General features: G+C 71.4%; 15 protein-coding genes. 3 read left to right on the top strand and 12 right to left on the bottom strand.

The features are described 5' to 3' along the window. Positions 1-117: 117 nt before the first annotated feature. From FLX08_RS04515 to FLX08_RS04480, 8 genes are all read right to left on the bottom strand, one after another. A complete protein-coding gene (locus FLX08_RS04515) occupies positions 118-1296 on the bottom strand; it encodes a sensor histidine kinase (protein WP_142616916.1) in 1179 nt (392 codons plus the stop codon). 122 nt (positions 1297-1418) lie between these two features. After that, positions 1419-2324 (bottom strand): haloalkane dehalogenase, encoded by a 906-nt coding sequence (locus FLX08_RS04510; protein WP_142616915.1) that lies wholly within the window; start codon positions 2322-2324, stop codon positions 1419-1421. 26 nt (positions 2325-2350) lie between these two features. Continuing rightward, a complete protein-coding gene (locus tag FLX08_RS04505; RefSeq protein ID WP_341874310.1) occupies positions 2351-2785 on the bottom strand; it encodes an HIT family protein in 435 nt (144 codons plus the stop codon). Beyond that, a complete protein-coding gene (locus FLX08_RS04500; protein ID WP_142616914.1) occupies positions 2782-3942 on the bottom strand; it encodes an acyl-CoA dehydrogenase family protein in 1161 nt (386 codons plus the stop codon). The genes FLX08_RS04505 and FLX08_RS04500 overlap by 4 nt, the downstream gene beginning before the upstream one ends. Continuing rightward, positions 3942-4460, bottom strand: coding sequence for a MaoC family dehydratase (locus FLX08_RS04495; protein WP_142616913.1), 519 nt, complete (start codon positions 4458-4460; stop codon positions 3942-3944). The genes FLX08_RS04500 and FLX08_RS04495 overlap by 1 nt, the downstream gene beginning before the upstream one ends. 148 nt (positions 4461-4608) lie before the next feature. After that, positions 4609-5610: a YihY/virulence factor BrkB family protein gene (locus FLX08_RS04490; RefSeq protein WP_142616912.1), complete on the bottom strand. Its 1002-nt coding sequence runs from the start codon at positions 5608-5610 to the stop codon at positions 4609-4611. Continuing rightward, positions 5607-6638, bottom strand: coding sequence for a DUF3618 domain-containing protein (locus FLX08_RS04485; RefSeq protein WP_142616911.1), 1032 nt, complete (start codon positions 6636-6638; stop codon positions 5607-5609). The genes FLX08_RS04490 and FLX08_RS04485 overlap by 4 nt, the downstream gene beginning before the upstream one ends. Next, positions 6635-7033 carry a phage holin family protein gene (locus tag FLX08_RS04480; protein WP_142616910.1) on the bottom strand — a complete coding sequence of 133 codons (399 nt, stop codon included), beginning with the start codon at positions 7031-7033 and terminating at the stop codon, positions 6635-6637. Before FLX08_RS04480 ends, FLX08_RS04485 begins: the two co-directional genes overlap by 4 nt. Before the next feature lie 426 nt (positions 7034-7459). Between FLX08_RS04480 and FLX08_RS04475 the strand changes: the two genes are divergently transcribed. The 3 genes from FLX08_RS04475 (at position 7460) to FLX08_RS04465 (ending at position 12958) form a co-directional block, all read left to right on the top strand. Next, positions 7460-9883, top strand: coding sequence for a glycoside hydrolase family 48 protein (locus FLX08_RS04475; RefSeq protein WP_244312412.1), 2424 nt, complete (start codon positions 7460-7462; stop codon positions 9881-9883). 152 nt (positions 9884-10035) lie between these two features. Next, complete coding sequence (locus FLX08_RS04470; protein WP_142616908.1) at positions 10036-12456, top strand: glycoside hydrolase family 9 protein; 2421 nt, start codon at positions 10036-10038, stop codon at positions 12454-12456. Positions 12457-12556: 100 nt separating this feature from the next. Continuing rightward, complete coding sequence (locus FLX08_RS04465; RefSeq protein ID WP_142616907.1) at positions 12557-12958, top strand: cellulose binding domain-containing protein; 402 nt, start codon at positions 12557-12559, stop codon at positions 12956-12958. A 174-nt stretch (positions 12959-13132) separates the two neighbouring features. On the opposite strand, the gene FLX08_RS04460 is transcribed toward FLX08_RS04465, so the two are convergent. The 4 genes from FLX08_RS04460 to FLX08_RS04445 form a co-directional block, all read right to left on the bottom strand. Next, positions 13133-13396, bottom strand: coding sequence for a hypothetical protein (locus FLX08_RS04460; RefSeq protein ID WP_142616906.1), 264 nt, complete (start codon positions 13394-13396; stop codon positions 13133-13135). A 120-nt stretch (positions 13397-13516) separates the two neighbouring features. Beyond that, on the bottom strand, positions 13517-15829 hold the full coding sequence (locus FLX08_RS42855; RefSeq protein WP_142616905.1) for a bifunctional serine/threonine protein kinase/MFS transporter: 2313 nt from the start codon (positions 15827-15829) through the stop codon (positions 13517-13519). 60 nt (positions 15830-15889) lie between these two features. After that, a complete protein-coding gene (locus FLX08_RS04450) occupies positions 15890-17362 on the bottom strand; it encodes a sensor histidine kinase (RefSeq protein WP_208761257.1) in 1473 nt (490 codons plus the stop codon). Between the two features lie 139 nt (positions 17363-17501). Further along, positions 17502-18230, bottom strand: coding sequence for a response regulator transcription factor (locus tag FLX08_RS04445; RefSeq protein WP_142616903.1), 729 nt, complete (start codon positions 18228-18230; stop codon positions 17502-17504). Between the last annotated feature and the right edge of the window lie 123 nt (positions 18231-18353).

Below are 18353 nucleotides of genomic sequence, written 5' to 3'. Positions count from 1 at the left end.
CGGCGACGCAGCAGCGCCCCGGGGGCGAGCGTCACCCGGAACGGCTCGTCGAGCGTCACCGGCTCGCCCGTCCGCACCACATGACGGCGGCAGGTCTACGAGGGGCACGACACTCTGTCAGGTCTGGACGCCGGGGTGATATTTGGGGACGCGTACGGCGACCTTGGTGCCGGCGCCCTCGCCGGTCTCCACCACGAGGCCGTACTCGTCGCCGTAGACCTGGCGCAGCCGCTCGTCCACGTTGGCCACGCCGATGCCGCCCGCGCCCGAGCGGTCCTCCCCGGCGAGCACGCGGCGCAGCCTGTCGGGGTCCATGCCGACGCCGTCGTCCTCCACGGTGATCACGCACTCCGCGCCCGCGTCCTCGGCGACGATCGTGATGCGGCCCACGCCCGGCTTGGCCTCCAGGCCGTGCCGCACGGCGTTCTCCACCAGCGGCTGCAGGCACAGGAACGGCACGGCGACGGGCAGCACCTCGGGCGCGATGCGCAAGGTGACCTGGAGCTGGTCGCCGAACCTGGCCCGTTCGAGCGTGAGGTAGCGGTCGATCGAGCGCAGTTCCTCCGCCAGGGTCGTGAAGTCGCCGTGCCGCCGGAAGGAGTAGCGGGTGAAGTCGGCGAACTCCAGCAGCAGTTCCCTGGCCCGCTCGGGGTCGGTGCGGACGAACGACGCGATGGTGGTCAGCGAGTTGTAGATGAAATGCGGCGAGATCTGCGCCCGCAGCGCCCGGACCTCGGCCTCCATCAGCATCGTGCGGGACCGGTCGAGCTCGGCCAGCTCAAGCTGGGAGTCGACCCACCGCGCGACCTCCTGCGCCGCCCGCACCAGCCCCGCCGAGGCGTGGTCGCCGTACGCCGCGAGCGAGCCGACGACCCGGTCGTCGGTGGTGAGCGGGACGACCACGGCGTGCCTGATCGGGCACTCGGGCCGCAGGCAGTCGAGCGCGAGCACCTGGGTGCGGCCGTCCTTCAGCGTCTCCGCGGCGTGCTCGAACGCCTCGGCCGCGTGGTGGTCGCCCACGCCGTCGTAGACGAGCAGTTCCTCGCCGTTGGTGACGGCGATGGCCGGCGAGCCGAGCAGCTCGCGCAGGTGCCGCGACGCCTTGAGCGCCCCCGCCTGGGTCAGCCCGGCGCGCAGCGGCGGCGCGGCCAGCGAGGCGGTGTGCAGCGTCTCGAACGTCGCCCGCTCGGCGGGGCTGCTGCCGAGGTCGCGCCGCCCGCGCAGCACCCGCCACAGCACGACCGCCGGCACGGCGACGAGGACGGCGACGACGAGCACGGTGACGACCGGTTCCACGCCGCCGCAGCCTACCCGGCATGCCCCGCCCGTCCGCTCGCGCGGCGGTGAACGGTCCCCATCGCGCGCCGGACAGCTCCGTCCGCCGCTCGCCGGGCCTCTCGCCGGGCCTCTCGCCGGGCCTACCGTGCGGCCGTCGCGTGGACGAAGGCGGCGACGGCCTCGCCCAGCTCGCGGCCCGCGTCCTCCTGCAGGAAGTGACCGGCGGCGGCGATGACGGGGTGGTCGAGCCCGGCCGCGCCGCGCATCGACTTCTTCAGGATCGGCGCCATTCCGCCGGTGATGGGGTCGCGGTCGGAGAACGCGACGAGGAACGGCAGGTCGAGGGTGACCAGGGTCTGCCAGGCGGCGCGGTTGGCGGGGGCGGCCGGGTCGCCGGGGGTGATCGGCACCAGGCCCGGCATCGCCCGCGGCCCCGCCTTGAACTCCTCGGAGGGGAACGGCGCGTCGTAGGCCCACCGTACGGGCTCGGGCAGCTCGGTGACGCACCCCGACTGGATGAACCGGGCGATGTCGAGCACGGGCGCCCTCTCGACGGCCTCCCGGAAGCGGTGCCACACCTCGGGCATCGGGATGTCACCGGTCGGCAGGCCGGTGTTGGCGGCGACGACCCGGGCGAAGCGGTCCGGGTGCTCGGCGACGAGCCGCAGCCCGATCAGCCCGCCCCAGTCCTGGCCGACCAGCGTCACACCACGCAGGTCGAGCGCGTCGAAGGCGAGCGACCGCACCCACTCCACGTGCCGGGCGTACGTGTGGTCCTCCGGCCGGGTCGGCTTGTCCGACCGGCCGAAGCCGATGAGGTCGGGGGCTACGGCCCGGCAGCCCGCCTCGGCCAGCACGGCCATCACGTGCCGGTAGAGGAACGACCAGCTCGGCTCCCCGTGCAGCAGCAGCACCGGCGGCCCGTCCGCCGGGCCCGCCTCGACGTACGCCATCCGGGCGCCGCCGGTCACCTCGGCGTAGCGGGGTTCGTAGGGGAAGCCGGGCAGGTCCGCGAAGCGTTCGCCGGGGGTGCGGAGGAAGTCCATAATGGGGGCACCTTTACGTTGTAGATTCACATATCAGGGGATTCGTCCAGCGCGGCGCGGATGCGGGCCGCGTAGTCCTCGATCTCGGCGTCGTCGTCGTATTTGACCCGGGGCCAGAAGAAGCCGCGCAGGCCGTCCTTGCGGTTGCGCGGCACAACGTGGACGTGCAGGTGGGGCACGCTCTGGCTGATCCGGTTGTTCATCGCGACGAACGTGCCGGCCGCTCCCGTGCCCGCCTCGACCGCCCGCGCGACGGCCTGGACGCGGGTGAAGAACGGCCCGACATCCTCGGCCGGAAGGTCCGCCAGGGTCTCGACGTGCTCGCGCGGCACGACGAGCACGTGCCCCTTGAACACCGGCCGGGTGTCGAGGAAGGCCACCGCGACCTCGTCGTCCAGCACCACGTGGGCGGGCCGTTCCCCCGCCACGATCTCGCAGAACACGCAGCCGTCCACGGTCACCAGCCGAGCGTGGCGTCGCCCTCGATGAGGGCCCTGGCGATGATCAGCCGCTGCACGTCGTTGGTGCCCTCCCCGATCGCCATCAGCGGCGCGTCCCGATAGAGGCGCTCGACCACGAACTCCTGCGAGTAGCCGTAGCCGCCGTGGACCCGCATCGCCTCCATCGTCGCCCTGAGCGCCACCTCGGAGGCGAAGTATTTCGCCATCGCGGCCTCACTGCGCACCGGCCCGGCCTCCGACCGCACGGCGGCCCAGTACGTCATGAGCCTGGCCGCCTGGATCTCGGTCGCCATGTCGGCCAGCTTGAGCTGGATCGCCTGGAAATCGGCGATCGGCTGCCCGAACGCGTGCCGTTCGCGGGAGTAGCCCAGGGCCGCCTCGTAGGCGCACTGCGCGACGCCGACCGCGCGGGCGGCGATGTTGAGACGGCCGAGTTCGAGCGCCGACAGCACCTGCTGCATGCCACGCCCCTCGGTGCCGCCGAGCAGCCGCGACGCCGGCACGCGCACGCCGTCGAGGACGACCTCGCACGTCTCGGTGCCCTTGTAGCCCAGCTTGGGCAGGTCGCGGCTCACGGTCAGGCCCTCGCTGCCGGCGTCCACGAGCAGCACCGACATCCCCCGATGGGCGGGCGTCTCGATCGAGGTCTTCACCAGCACGGGCAGCGGGTCGGCGTGCCGCGCGTTGGTGATCCACGTCTTGGTCCCCGTGACGACATAGTCGTCGCCGTCGCGGACCGCCCGGGTGGCGATGCCCTGCAGGTCGGTGCCCGCGCCCGGCTCGGTCAGCGCGATCCCCGTACGGCGGGCGCCACCGGCCAGGTCGGGCAGGTAGTGGCGGCGCTGCTCGTCCGTGCCGTATTCGGCGATCATCCAGGTCGACAGGGAGTGGGAGCCGAGGATCCCCGCCACGCCCATCCAGCCCCGGGCGATCTCCTCGAAGACGAGGGCGAACGACACCCGGTCGAGGTCGAGCCCGCCGTACTCCTCCGGGACGGTCATGCCGAACAGACCCAGTTGCGCGAACCGCTGGACGATCTCCTCCGGATAGCGCCCGGTGCGCTCCCACTCGGAGGCGACGGGGACGATCTCCTTGTCAACGAACTCCCGCAGCGTCCGCCGGAACAGCCGCTGCTCCTCGTTCAGCTCGAAGTCCACTACGCCTCCATCGGGCCGGTCTTGGCACGCGGGAAATACCCCTTGTCGTGAGGTGCGTCGCGCTTGTAGACCATCACCGCGCGCCGCCACGACATCACCTCGTCGCCGTCCTGGTTCAGGCCCCGGGTGCGGCAGGTGACGATGCCGGCGTACGGCCGGGACCTCGACTCGCGCTTGTCCACCACGATCGACTCGGCGTACAGGGTGTCGCCCACGAAGACCGGATGGATCAGCCGGATCTCGTCCCAGCCGAGGTTCATCATCGCCGTCTGGCTGACGTCGATGACCGACAGCCCGAGCACGATCGCCACCGAGAGCCCCGAGTTAACGATGATCTTCCCGACCGGAGCCCGGGCGGCGAAGTGCGCGTTGAAGTGGTTCTGGTTGGTGTTCATCGTCAGCAGCGTGAACCAGGTGTTGTCGGCCTCGCTGATCGTCCGGCCGAGCGGGTGCTGGTAGACGTCGCCGACCACGAAGTCCTCGTAGTAGCGCCCGATGCGGGCTTCATGGACCGTCACACCAGAATACTATTCTGGATCAGCTCAGCGCGGGGTGAGCCCGGGCCCGCGACGCCCGCCGCGACGCCGCCCGGCATGAGGAAGGCCCGGCGCCGGGCCTTTCCTTCCTGTCTTCGCCGATGCCCCCCGCCGGGGACGGAGTGCGGCCTTATGGCGCGCCGGCCCGGCGCGCTTCGCGCCGCGTCCCGGGCGCCTCGCTCAGGCCCTCCTCGGGCTCGGGGTTCTTCGGGGGGTCGCGGGGGTCGACGTACGGCTCGGCGGGGGATTCGCCCGCGGCGATCCTGCGACCACGCTGGAGCTCGGCGTCGAGCTCCGCGCCGCTGAGGATGACGATGTTCGACAGCCACAGCCAGACGAGGAAGACGACCACGGCCGCGAGCGTGCCGTACGTCTTGTTGTAGGAGCCGAACCGCGCGACGTACAGCCCGAAGCCCGCCGACACCACGACCCAGGCCACGACGGCGAACAGGCTGCCGGGGCTGAGCCACCGCACGCCGGGCTGGCGGACGTTGGGCGCGGCGTAATAGAGCAAGGTGATCATGCCCGCCACGAGCACCACGATGATCGGCCACTTCACGATGCCCCAGACGGTGACCGCGGCGGGCCCGAGACCGAGCAGGTTCCCCGCGATCTCGGCGAGGCGGCCGGTGAAGGTGACGGCGAGCACGGAGGCCGCCATCAGGATCATCAGCAGGAGTGTCAGCCCCACCCGGAGCGGGGTCACCTTCCAGAACGGACGGCCCTCGCGGATGTCGAAGATCGCGTTGCTCGCCCGGATGAACGCCCCGATGTAGCCGGAGGCCGCCCACAGCGCGAGCAGCAGACCCGTGATCGCGAACACCCCGGCCGTGCCCTGGTGCTGCCGGACGTTGGCGAGGCCGGTCTGCAGCATCTGCTGGACCGGCCCCGGCGTCAGCGACCTGATGTTCCCGAGCAGCGGGCCGGTGGCGCTCTGCCCCAGCAGGCCGAGGATCGACACCAGCACGATGAGCCCGGGGAAGATCGAGAGGACGGCGTAGTACGTCAGCGAGGCCGCCCAGTCGAGGACGTTGTCCTCCTTGAACTCCTTGGCCGTGCGCCTGACCACTCCGATCCAGTCGCGGCGCGACAGCCTCTCCAACGGCCCCCGCTCGTCCTCGGGACCGGTCATCGATGCGCGAACCTCCGCATGAGCGAGCGACGCGTCCGCGGAAACATCGGGCGACCGCCGAACATGCGGGACCGGCCGAGCATGCCGAGTATGCCCGTTCCGCCGCGCCTGCTCTTCCGGCCGAACACGCCCGCCCCGCCGAGCGTCCCCTTGCGGCCGAACATGCTCATGCCGCCGGGCGTCCTCCTCCCGCCGAACATGCTCATGCCGCCGAACGTCCTCTTCCCGCCGAGCGCGCCTTTGCCGCCGAGCGGGCCCATGCCGCCGGCCCTGCTCCCGGCGCCGAACATGCGCGCACCGCGCTTGGCGCCGAACATGCTCGTGGCGCCGGCCCTGCTCTTCGCGCCGGACACTCCGGAGCCGAACGGCCGCGCTCCGCCGCGGGCCATCCCGGTCCTGCCGGAGGCGCCGAACATCCCCCTGCCCCTGCGGGCCCCGCCGAGGCCGCGCATCCGCGGCATGCCCGCCGTGCCGGAGACGCCCGGCCTCTTCTGGAACATGCCGGACACGCCGGGCCTCGCCGTCCGACCCTGGCTCCGGGAGATCCGGCGCAGCACCAGCAGCGCGGTGGCCGCGGCTCCGGCGCCGGCGACCAGGCCGGGACGACGCTTCGCCTGCTCCCCGGCCCTGCCCGCGGCTCCGCGCAGCGGCTCCGGCGTGACCTCGCGCACGCGCCCGGTGACACCGGCCACCCTGGCCCGCGCGGCCGCGGTGGTCGCGTGCACGCGCTCCTGCGCCCGTGCCTTCACGTCGGCCTTGGCGGCCAGCGCCTCGATCGTGTCGCCGAGGTCGTCGCGGGTCCGCTCGATCTCCTGACGGACCTCGGCGATCTCGTCGTGACCCTTCCTCTCCTCGCCCGCGCCCCGGGTCTCGGTGTCCCGGGCCGCGGCGACGGGCCCGGGGCCGGGCTGCGACTGCCGTACGGCGTTCAGCGACTCCGGGTCGGTGACCGGCTCGGACACGTCCTGTCTGTGCACACCCACGGTCCCGGCCTTCGGCCGGGCCGCTTTGGGGTCGGTCTCGGTCATCTGCGCACGCTCCCCTTCATGACGTCGATGTCCACTTTGAGGCTGCGCATCGCCTCTTCGGGAGTGGGCGGCGTCGCGCGGGACACCTGCTCCTTGCCCACCAGGGCGAGCAGTCCGGCGAGCGCCAGCAACGCGGCGCCGATGATCAGGGCGCTCGCCCAGGCCGGCAGCACGAGCGCGAGGGCCAGGATCGCCGTGGCCACGAGGGCGCCTCCGCCGTAGAACGCGATGAGACCCGCGGCGCCGAGCAGGCCCGCGCCCATTCCCGCGCGTTTGCCCTTGCGAGTCATCTCCAGCCGCGCCAGGCGCAGTTCGTCGCGGATCAGCCGGGAGACGTCCTCGGACAGCCGGCGGACGAGTTCGCCGGTGGACAGCGACTCCTTCTGGATGGTCATGGCCTGCCTCCCTTCCAGGGTTGGGAAGCGCCTACCCGCAGCCGAGGGCCCTAACCACGGGCCCCGGCGGGGTGAACGGCCAGGCTGTTACAGATGAAAGTTTCAGTTATGAAATAGCGCCACATGAGCCAGAGGCTGGCAAAAGGCCAGCAAGGGGCCTCGGCTCACCGCCTGCTCGGGCCACCGCGTGAGGCGATTGCAACCCGTGATTGACATACCGGGGGCCCAATCGACAATCCTGATGTGGGAGCGCTCCCATCGTATCGGTTCAGATCCACCCTTGCCCGCATCGGTCACGAAATCCGCTACCTGGCATTTCGTCACCCGATGCTCCCACCCCCAACCCACTTTGGAGACCCTCCTCAAATGCGAACGAGAGCTCTGAGTACGGGAGCGCTCCCACGATCGCGGAGACGGATCGCCCTTGTGGCGGCCGCCGCCGTGTCCGGCGGCCTCCTCGTCGGGCTGGCGCAGACCCCTGCGTCCGCCGCCGTGTCCTGCGACGTGCAGTACGCGCTCAACTCCTGGGGTTCCGGATCGGGCGGTTTCACGGCCAGCCTCGACATCAAGAACCTGGGCGACCCGGTCAGCAACTGGACGCTGCGGTTCGACTTCCCCAACGGGCAGCGGCTGTCGAACGGCTGGTCGGCGAACTGGAGCCAGAGCGGCTCCACCGTCACGGCCACGAGCATGTCGTGGAACGGGAACCTCGGCACCGGCGCGACGACCAACATCGGGTTCCAGGGAACGTGGTCCGGCAGCAACAACAAGCCCGCCTCGTTCTCCATCAACGGTGTGACCTGCGGCGCGACCGTCAGCCCGTCCCCGTCCCCGTCCCCGTCCCCGACGCGCTCGCCCTCCCCGAGCCCGTCCCCGACGCGCTCGCCCTCCCCGAGCCCGTCGCCGACCCTCTCGCCCTCGCCCTCGCCGAGCCCGTCGACCAGCCCCACCCCGGGTACGGACAACGAGTACATCAAGAACTTCATGACGATGTACAACAAGATCCACGACCCGGCCAACGGCTACTTCTCGCCCGAAGGCGTGCCTTACCACTCGGTCGAGACGCTGCTCGTGGAGGCTCCCGACCAGGGTCACGAGACGACGTCCGAGGCGTTCAGCTACTACCTGTGGCTGGAGGCGATGTACGGCAAGATCACCGGTGACTGGACGAAGTTCAACACCGCGTGGACGACGATGGAGAAGTACATCATCCCGTCGCACGCCGACCAGCCCACCAACGACAAGTACGACGCCAGCAAGCCGGCGACGTACGCGGGTGAGTGGAACGACATCAGCCAGTACCCGTCCCGGCTCGACAGCGGCGTCAGCGTCGGCACCGACCCGATCGCGAACGAGCTGAAGAGCGCGTACGGCACCTCCGACATCTACGGCATGCACTGGCTGCTGGACGTCGACAACACCTACGGCTTCGGCCGCTGCGGCGACGGCACCACCAAGCCCGCGTACATCAACACCTACCAGCGCGGCCCCGAGGAGTCGGTCTTCGAGACCATTCCGCAGCCGTCGTGCGACACCTTCAAGTTCGGCGGTCCGAACGGGTTCCTCGACCTGTTCACGGGTGACGCGTCGTACGCGAAGCAGTGGAAGTACACCAACGCGCCGGACGCCGACGCCCGCGCCGTCCAGGCCGCCTACTGGGCGCTGACCTGGGCGACCGAGCAGGGCAAGCAGTCGCAGATCTCCACCGCGGTGTCCAACGCCGCCAAGATGGGCGACTACCTGCGCTACGCGATGTACGACAAGTACTTCAAGCAGCCGAACTGCACCAGCACCTCCTGCCCGGCGGGCACCGGCAAGAACGCGTCGAACTACCTGCTGTCCTGGTACTACGCCTGGGGCGGCGCGTACGACACGTCGGCCGGATGGGCCTGGCGCATCGGCTCCAGCCACAACCACGGCGGCTACCAGAACCCGATGGCGGCCTGGGCGCTGTCGAACGTCAACGCGCTGAAGCCGAAGGGCTCCACCGCCGTCAGCGACTGGTCGACCAGCCTCACCCGCCAGCTGCAGTTCTACAAGTGGCTGCAGTCGGCCGAGGGCGGCATCGCCGGTGGCGCGACCAACAGCTGGGAGGGCCACTACGCCTCCCCGCCGTCGAGCCTGCCGAAGTTCTTCGGCATGGCCTATGACTGGCAGCCCGTCTACCACGACCCGCCGTCCAACCAGTGGTTCGGCTTCCAGGCGTGGTCGATGGAGCGCGTGGCCGAGCTCTACTACGCCACGGGCAACGCGGACGCCAAGACGATCCTCGACAAGTGGGTCGCCTGGGCGCTGTCGGGCACCACGGTCAACTCCGACGGCACCTTCCAGATCCCGTCGACGCTGCGGTGGACCGGCCAGCCGGACGCCAGCTTCAGCGGCTCGGGGATGCCGTCGGCCAACACCGGCCTGCACGTGACCATCCAGGACTACACCGACGACATCGGCGTGGCGGGTTCGTACGCCAAGACGCTGATGTTCTACGCGGCCAAGTCGGGCAACGCCCAGGCCAAGAGCACGGCCAAGGCCCTGCTCGACGGCATCTGGAAGAACAACCAGGACGCCAAGGGTGTGTCGGTCGCGGAGACCAAGGCCGACTACAACCGCCTGGACGACCCGATCTACGTCCCGTCCGGCTGGAGCGGCAAGATGCCGAACGGCGACCCGATCAACAGCAACTCGACCTTCATCTCCATCCGGTCCTGGTACAAGAACGACCCGGACTGGTCGAAGGTCCAGTCGTACCTGAACGGTGGATCGGCTCCGGTCTTCCACTACCACCGCTTCTGGGCGCAGACCGATGTGGCCACCGCGCTCGGACAGTACGGCCTGCTCTTCCCCAACGGCTGAGCACGCCCCGTAAGCCGGGGTGCGGTGTCGCCTGACCCTTCACCGCACCCCAAGGAAGTGTCCCTCCGGGACACGACCGAGTAAGCCGGGGCGCGGCGGCGCCTGACCCGCCGCCGCGCCCCCGACCCCCCACCTCTGTGAGGCTCATCCCCATGCGGCGTACGTTCCCTGCACTTGCGGCGCTGATCATCTCCACCGCGGTCGTCCCGGCCGCCGTTCCCCAGTCGGCTTCCGCGGCCCCGGCGTTCAACTACGGCGAGGCGCTGCAGAAGTCGCTCTTCTTCTACGAGGCCCAGCAGTCCGGCACGCTGCCGTCCACCAACCGCGTCACCTGGCGCGGCGACTCGGCGCTCAACGACGGCAAGGACGTCGGTCTCGACCTGACCGGCGGCTGGTATGACGCGGGCGACCACGTCAAGTTCGGCCTGCCGATGGCGTTCAGCGCGACGATGCTCGCGTGGGGCGCGGTGGACTACCGCGACGCCTACGCCTCGTCCGGGCAGCTCACCTACCTGATGAACAGCCTGCGCTTCGTCAACGACTACTTCGTCAAGGCGCACCCCTCCTCCAACGTCCTCTACGGCCAGGTCGGCAGCGGCAACCCCGACCACGCCTGGTGGGGCGCGGCCGAGGTGCTGCCGATGAGCCGGCCCTCGTACAAGATCGACGCCTCGTGCGGCGGATCCGACCTGGCCGGTGAGACGGCGGCCGCGATGGCGGCCTCCTCCATCGTGTTCCGGCCCACCGACCCGTCGTACGCCGACAAGCTCCTCAGCCACGCCAAGCAGCTCTACGCGTTCGCCGACACCGTGCGGGGCAAGTACAGCGACTGCATCACCGACGCGGCCAACTTCTACAAGTCCTGGAGCGGCTACAACGACGAGCTGGTGTGGGGCGCCATCTGGCTCTACCGCGCCACCCAGGACTCCTCCTACCTCGCCAAGGCCGAGTCGTACTACGCCAACCTCGGCACCGAGCCGCAGTCGACCACCAAGTCGTACAAGTGGACGATCGCCTGGGACGACAAGTCGTACGGCTGCTACGCGCTGCTGGCCAAGCTGACCGGCAAGCAGCAGTACGCCGACGACGCGAACAGGTGGCTCGACTTCTGGACGGTCGGCGTCAACGGGCAGCGGGTGAACTACTCCCCCGGCGGCCAGGCCGTGCTCGACTCGTGGGGCTCGCTTCGCTACGCCGCCAACACCGCGTTCGTCGCGCTCTACTACAGCGACTGGCTCACCGACACCACGCGCAAGGCCCGCTACCACGACTTCGCCGTTCGGCAGATCAACTACGCGCTCGGCGACAACCCGCGCAAGGCGTCGTACGAGATCGGCTTCGGGAACAACCCGCCGCGCAACCCGCACCACCGCACCGCGCACGGGACCTGGACCAACAACCTGAACGGCGAGCCGGCGCAGAGCCGCCACATCCTGTACGGCGCGCTGGTGGGCGGCCCCAAGTCGGCCGACGACAGCTACACCGACAGCCGTGCCGACTACACGATGAACGAGGTCGCCACCGACTACAACGCCGGCTTCACCAGCGCGCTGGTGCGGCTCTACAAGGAGTACGGCGGCACCCCGCTGGCGAACTTCCCGGTCGCGGAGACCCCCGACGGCCCGGAGATCTACATCCAGGCGGCGCTCAACGCCAGTGGCCAGAACTTCACCGAGATCAAGACGCTGGTCTACAACCACTCGGCCTGGCCCGCCCGCGCCCTGACCGACGGCTCGTTCCGCTACTACTTCACCCTCGACGGCGACACCACGCCGAGCCAGATCACGCTGACGGCCAACTACAACCAGTGCAAGCCGCCGACCGGCCCGACGCAGTTCTCCGGCAGGGTCTACTACGTCACGATCGACTGCTCCGGACAGGTCATCGCGCCGCAGGGACAGTCGGAGTCGCGGCGTGAGGTGCAGTTCCGCATCGCCAGCTCCGGTTCGTGGGACCCGTCGAACGACTGGTCGTACACCGGGGTGTCCACCACCCCGTCCACGCCGGTGACGGTGCAGAACATGACGCTCTACTCGGGATCGACCAAGATCTGGGGCAACGCGCCCGGGGCCGAGCCGTCGCCGTCGCCCAGCCCCTCGGTATCGCCGTCCCCGTCGGCCAGCCCGTCGCCCAGCCCGTCGGCCTCGCCGTCGGTGTCGCCGTCGGTGTCGCCGTCACCCAGCCCGTCGCCCTCGCCGTCTCCGTCTCCGTCGCCGTCGCCGTCGCCCAGCCCGTCCGTCTCGCCGTCACCCAGCCCGTCGCCGGCGACCGGCAAGGCGTGCACCGCGACGTACACGCTCGTCAACTCGTGGCAGGGCGGCTTCCAGGCGGACGTCACCGTACGCAACTCCGGCGCCTCGGCCATCTCCGGCTGGACCGTGACCTGGTCGTTCCCGAGCGGCCAGACCATCTCCCAGCTCTGGAGCGGCACCGTCAGCCAGAGCGGATCGAACGTCACGGTGAAGAACCTGTCGTGGAACGGCAACCTGGGCTCCGGCGCCGGCACGAGCTTCGGCTTCACCGGCAACGGCTCGGGCACCGCCCCGTCGACCGTCACCTGCACCCCCGCGTAGCCCGAGTTCCCGGGCTCGCCCCAGTCGCCCGCCTTCCCCAGACGGACCCCTCTCTGGGGGAGGCGGGCATCCACGTCAGCGCCGAGCAAGGGAGAGATCGATGATCAGAAGGACGATCGCCGCGACAGGCCTCATCCTGGCGACCGCGGGGATCACGGCCGCCCCCGCGTCCGCGGACTCGATCGGCTGCAAGGCGGTCTACACGGTCACCAGCGAATGGCCCGGAACGCGCGACGCCGTCTCGCTCGGGCAGGTCACGGTGACCAACACCGGCTCATGGGCGATCAAGGGCTGGCGTGTGTCGTGGCGCTACACCGACGGCAGCGTCATCACCCAGGTGTGGGGGGCCGTGCCCCTCCCGGTGGTCGGCATCGTCGGCTCGTACGCCTTCGGCAACGAGAGCTACAACGGCAACCTGCCGATCGGCGGCTCCACCGTCTTCGGCTTCGCCGCCCGCCTGGGCGGCGGCAAGGCCCCCGACGTGACCTGCACGCCCGTCTGACCGGCGGGCGTTCCTCACACGAAGGACCGGACCCTCCGGCCGGCGACCCTGAGCAGGCCGATCTCAAGCAGGCCGATCCATACGCGGACGATCCCCCGGGACACACTCCCGGGGGATCGTCTCGCGTTATATGGACCAGACGCGACCGGAGATGTCACGCCGTGACATGCCCGATCACCACGACTCCGGAGGCAGGTTCACGTCGCCGACACGGTCGTAGATGACGGTCTCGTCCTCCAGCCTGACGACCATGACACGGCGGGCGAGTCCCGCTCGCTCCAGCGCCTTCGCCGACTCGACGGCGTTCTTGGCGTAGTGGTAACGGTCACGGCTACCGGTGAACGGGCTCTCCCTGTCGCACCTGACCTCGTAGCGGTCATCGGGCCAGGGCTGACGAAGCCCGTCAGTCGTACTGCGCTCGGTAGCGGTCGCGGTCATTGCACACCTCTCATGTCGCGGAGGGACCTTCGCGAAGAAAGACCCCCCTGCCCCCCCGAGGCCTAAGTATTGCTCATATGCAACATTTGTTTCACTGCACCCCCTCAGATGGGAGTTAGGTCACACGCCCGTACGGCGGGCCGCGTGCGCCGGCAGGAACAGGGCGGGGACCGCCGTGAGCGCCACGGCCGCCAGGATCGCCCAGAACGCCGAAGAGAACGCCGAAGAGAACGCCGCGCCCATGTCCGGGACACCGGAGACGGCGGGCCACCCCAGCACCACGGCGATCAGCGCCGTCCCCACCGCACCGCCGGCCGGCACACCCATGGCGCCGGCCGTCGTCGCCGCCGGGGTCCGCGCCATCAACGTCGTTGCGACGAACGCCAGCCCGAGGCCGCGGACGAACAGCGCCGCGGCCTGCACCGGAGGATTCGTGTAGGCGGAAGTGAGCGCGAACGGGAGCGTGCCGCCCGCGACCAGGGCGAGACCGGCGAGGACCGACAGGCGGGAGTCGCGCAATGCGCCGACGAGCCTTCCGGCCAGGAGCACCACGACGAGCATGCCCGCCCCCTGCGCGGCGAACAGCCACCCGGCCTGCCCGGGCGACATGCCGTCGACGGTCTGGAAGTACAGCGGCACCACGAACGCCGCGGCGAAGAACGCGACGTGGTGGAGCAGCGACACGGCGGCCGAGGCGGTGAGCGCACGGTCGCGGAACAGGCGCCGGTCCACGAGCCTGGGCTGGGCGGACCGGGCCGCCCGCCCCGGGCCGAACCGCTCGGCGGCCCCCGTGTGGGGCGCGAAGGGCAGGAGCACGGCCGACAGGATGCTCGTCAGCAGCAGCAGGGGAACGGCGAGGAAGAAGATCCACCGCCAGGACAGCGCGTCGGCGACCGCGCCCGCGACGACGGGCCCGGCCATGAGGGCCGCCTGTACGGCCACCACGCTCAGGGCCGTCACCCGGCCGGGCCGCTCGCGGCCTGCGCCCTCGGTGACCTCACCGGCCGCCGCGACGTCGGCGGCACCGGCGACGAGGATGCGGCTCAGCGGGAAGACCATCCCGGCGCCGAGTCCCTGCATCACCCGGAAGGCGACGAGGGCGCCGAACGACCAGGCCAGCCCGCACAGGGCCGAGCCGGCCAGCGAAAGGGCGAGCGCGGCGATCCACACCACCGCCGCCCCGAACCGCCGGGCCAGCCACCCGGTGAGGGGGACGACCACCGTCGCGGCCAGCAGGTAGGCGATGATCACCCACTGCGCGTCCGTGTACGACGCTCCGAGCTCGCGCGAGATCACGGGCGCCGCGAGCCCCATCACGGTGCCGTCCAGCAGCACGGTGAACCCGCCCACCGCCAGCACGGCCGCGACGATCAGCGGCGGCGCTCCGCGCACCCGGGACGCGGCAGGCGCGTCGGCGGCGGCCGGGGGTGCGGAGGACAGCGGCAGCGTGCGCGGGGGCGGCGGGATGGCGCCGGGACCCGAGCCGGGATCGGCGGCAGAGTGGGCAGGACCGGGACCGGTGGCGGCGGCGCGGGCGCCTTCCGCGAGCAGGGGCGCGAGCAGGGTGCCGGCGGGGTGGCCGGCGGGGTGGCCGGCGGGGTGGCCGGCGGGGTGGCCGGCGCCGAGGAGGCGCAGCAGGATCTCCCGGGCGGCGGGGCGGCTGGCCGGGTCCTTGGCCAGGCAGGCGGTGATGATCTCGCGCAACGCGCCGGTCAGTCCACCGTCGAGGGGGCCCAGGTCGGGGTCGGCGTGCAGGATGCGGTTCATGACGGCGGGGATGGAGTCCTGCCCGAAGGGAGTGGCTCCGTTCGCGGCGTAGGCGATCGTGCAGGCCCAGGCGAACACGTCGGCGGCGGCGCCGACCGTCTGCCCGGCGATCTGCTCGGGCGCCATGTAGGCGGGGGTGCCCACGACAGCGCTCGACACGGTGCCGGTGGCGTCCAGCGCCCGCGCGATCCCGAAGTCGATCACTCGCGGCCCGTCCGTCCCCATGATGACGTTGCCGGGCTTGAAATCCCTGTGCACCACCCCGGCCTCGTGGATCGCCGCCAGTGCCGTCACCGTCGCGATCGCCAGCCGCTCCAGCGCACCGCCCGTCACCGGCCCGCCGGAGGCGATCACCTCGCTGAGCGACGGCCCCGCGACGAACTCCGACACGATGTAGGGCCGATCCCGCGCCACGTCGGCGTCCAGCACCCGCGCCGTGCAGAACGCCGCGACCCTGCGCGCGTGATCCAGCTCGGCCGCGAACCGCGCCCGCGCCCGGTCGTCCCCGATGAAGCGCGCGTGCAGCAGTTTCACCGCCACGGGCTCGCCGCTCGGGGCCAGGCCCTGATACACGGTCCCCTGGCCGCCCTCGCCGAGCAGGCCGGCCAGCCGGTAGAGGCCCACCTGCCGCGGATCGTCGGTGCGAAGCGCCCGTAACCCGGCCATGTCCCCCCTTCCTGCATCGGACGGGGCGACACTACCGGAAACGATCACCGTCGGTCAGGATCATTCGCAGAGCGCCTCGTCCGCCGCCACCGGCCCTGCGGGCAGCATGACGCGGAACGCCGTACGGCCGGGACGGCTCTCGACGTCGACGGTGCCGCCGTGGGCGGCCACCACCGCCCTGACGATCGCGAGTCCCAGGCCGCTGCCGCCCGAGGCCCGGGTGCGGGCCTTGTCGGCGCGGACGAACCGTTCGAAGATCTCGCCCTGCAGGTCCTCGGGAATGCCGGGGCCGTCGTCGGTCACGGTCAGCTCCGCCTTGTCCGGGCCGGGCACACGCAGGGCCACGGTCACCGTCGTGCCGGGCGGGGTGTGCGCGCTGGCGTTGCCCAGCAGGTTGGCCACCACCTGGTGGAGCCGGTCGGGGTCCCCGGGCACGGTGACCGGCTCCTCGGGCAGGTCGAGCCTCCAGCGGTGGCCGGGCCCGTAGGCGCGGGCGTCGCTGGTGGCGTCGATCACCAGGCGGGTCAGGTCGGCCTCCTCGCGCGCCAGCGGGCGGCCGGCGTCGAGCCGGGTCAGCAGCAACAGGTCGTCCACGAGCGTGCCCATGCGGGCCGACTCGGCGTCGATGCGCTCCAGGGCGTGCCGTACGCCGTCGGGGACGGCCTCCTCGTCGCGCCGGGCGAGCTGGACGTGGGCGCGGACGGCGGCGAGCGGGGTGCGCAGTTCGTGGCTGGCGTCGGCGGCGAAGGTGCGCATCCGCTGCTCGCTGGCGTGGCGGTGGGCGAGGGCCCGTCCCACGTGGCCGAGCATGCGGTTGAACGCCTCCCCCACCTGGCCGATCTCGGTGCGGGGGTCCTCGTCGGGCACTCCCTCGGGCAACGCCACCTCTCCGTCGGCGAGCGGCAGGCGGGCCACGCGCCGGGCCGTGGCGGCGACCCGGTCCAGCGGGCGCAGCGACAGCCGCACCCAGACGGCCCCGGCGATCCCCGTCACGAGCACGACGACGGCGAACACCCCGATCTCGGCGATCTGCAGGCGCTGGACGGTGGCCCGCACGTCCTTCAGCGGCAGGCCGGTGATGAGCAGCTCCCCGCCGGGGTCGCCGACGCCCATCACCCGGTAGTCGCCGAGGCCGTCCGAAGACAGCTCCACCGTGTGCCCGAGCCCGTCGGACGGGACGGCGGCCAGCGCCTTCCGGTCCGCCGCCGACAGCACCGGGTCGGCCCGGCCCACGACAGCGGGCGTCTCCACCCGGCCGTCCTGCACGAGCACGCCCAGGGTGCCGGGCGCCTGCCCGCGCGAGTCCCCGCGCCCGCCGTACGGATCGCGCGGATACTCGTGCTCGCGCTGCTCGTGCTCCTCGTGGGCCAGGCTCTCCGCGAACCGCCCGGCCGTCATGGACAGCTGCTGGTCCAGCCGTTCGATCATGAACCGTTCGAGCAGGAGAGACGAGGCCGCCCCGGCCGCCGCGCAGGCGAGCACGAGCAGCACCAGCGTGCCCACCACCAGGCGGGCCCGCAACGTCGTCGGCACCGGGCGAAGAAGGCGGCGCGTGCGCGACACTTCCCGGCGCGGCTCAGCCCGGGACGGCTCAGCCCGGCGCGGCTCAGCCCGGGACGGCTCAGCCCGGGACGGCTCGATCGGGCGCGGCGATCCGGTCACGGCGGCGCGATCACGGCCGCAGGACGTATCCCACGCCCCGCACCGTGTGGATCAGCGGCCTGCGGCCGACGTCGATCTTCTTGCGCAGATAGCTGATGTACAGCTCGACCACGTGCGCCTGCCCGCCGAAGTCGTACGACCAGACCCGGTCGAGGATCTGGGCCTTGCTCAGCACGCGCCGGGGGTTGCGCATCAGGAAGCGCAGCAGCTCGAACTCGGTCGGCGTGAGCTCGACCAGCTCCCCGTCCCGGGTCACCTCGCGGGCGTCCTCGTCCATCGTCAGTTCGCCCACCGTCAGCCGGTCGCCCTCGGCGCTGCGCGCCATGCCGGCGCGGCGCAGCAGCCCCCGCAGCCGGGCGAGCACCTCCTCCAGGCTGAACGGTTTGGTCACGTAGTCGTCCCCGCCCGCCGTGATGCCCGCGATACGGTCCTCCACCGCGTCGCGCGCGGTGAGGAACAGCACGCACACGTCCGGGGCCTCGGCGCGCAGGCGGCGCAGCACCTCCAGCCCGTCGAAGTCGGGCAGCATCACGTCCAGCACCACCGCGTCGGGCTGGAACTCCCGCGCCTCCCGCACGGCCGACGTCCCGTCGCCCGCCGTGCGCACCTCCCACCCCTCGTACTTCAGCACCGCGGCGAGGACCTCGGCGAGGTCCGGTTCGTCGTCGACCACGAGGACACGTACGGAGTTCCCGTCGGGGCGGACCAGGCCGGGCTTGTCGTTCGAAGTCTTCCGCATGATGCTTACAGGGTCCTCCCCGCTCACCAGGGCTACCCTGTGAGCCACCTCTGAAAATCCTATGAAGAGTCCGCAAATGCCCCGGTTCATAGGAAAACGAGAGGTTTCGTTGGCACGGTGTGT

This window comes from Microbispora hainanensis (assembly GCF_006874475.1).
GTDB lineage: Bacteria > Actinomycetota > Actinomycetes > Streptosporangiales > Streptosporangiaceae > Microbispora > Microbispora hainanensis.
The sequence above is the reverse complement of the archived record's forward strand: the minus strand, read 5'-3'. Positions and strand labels throughout refer to the sequence as shown.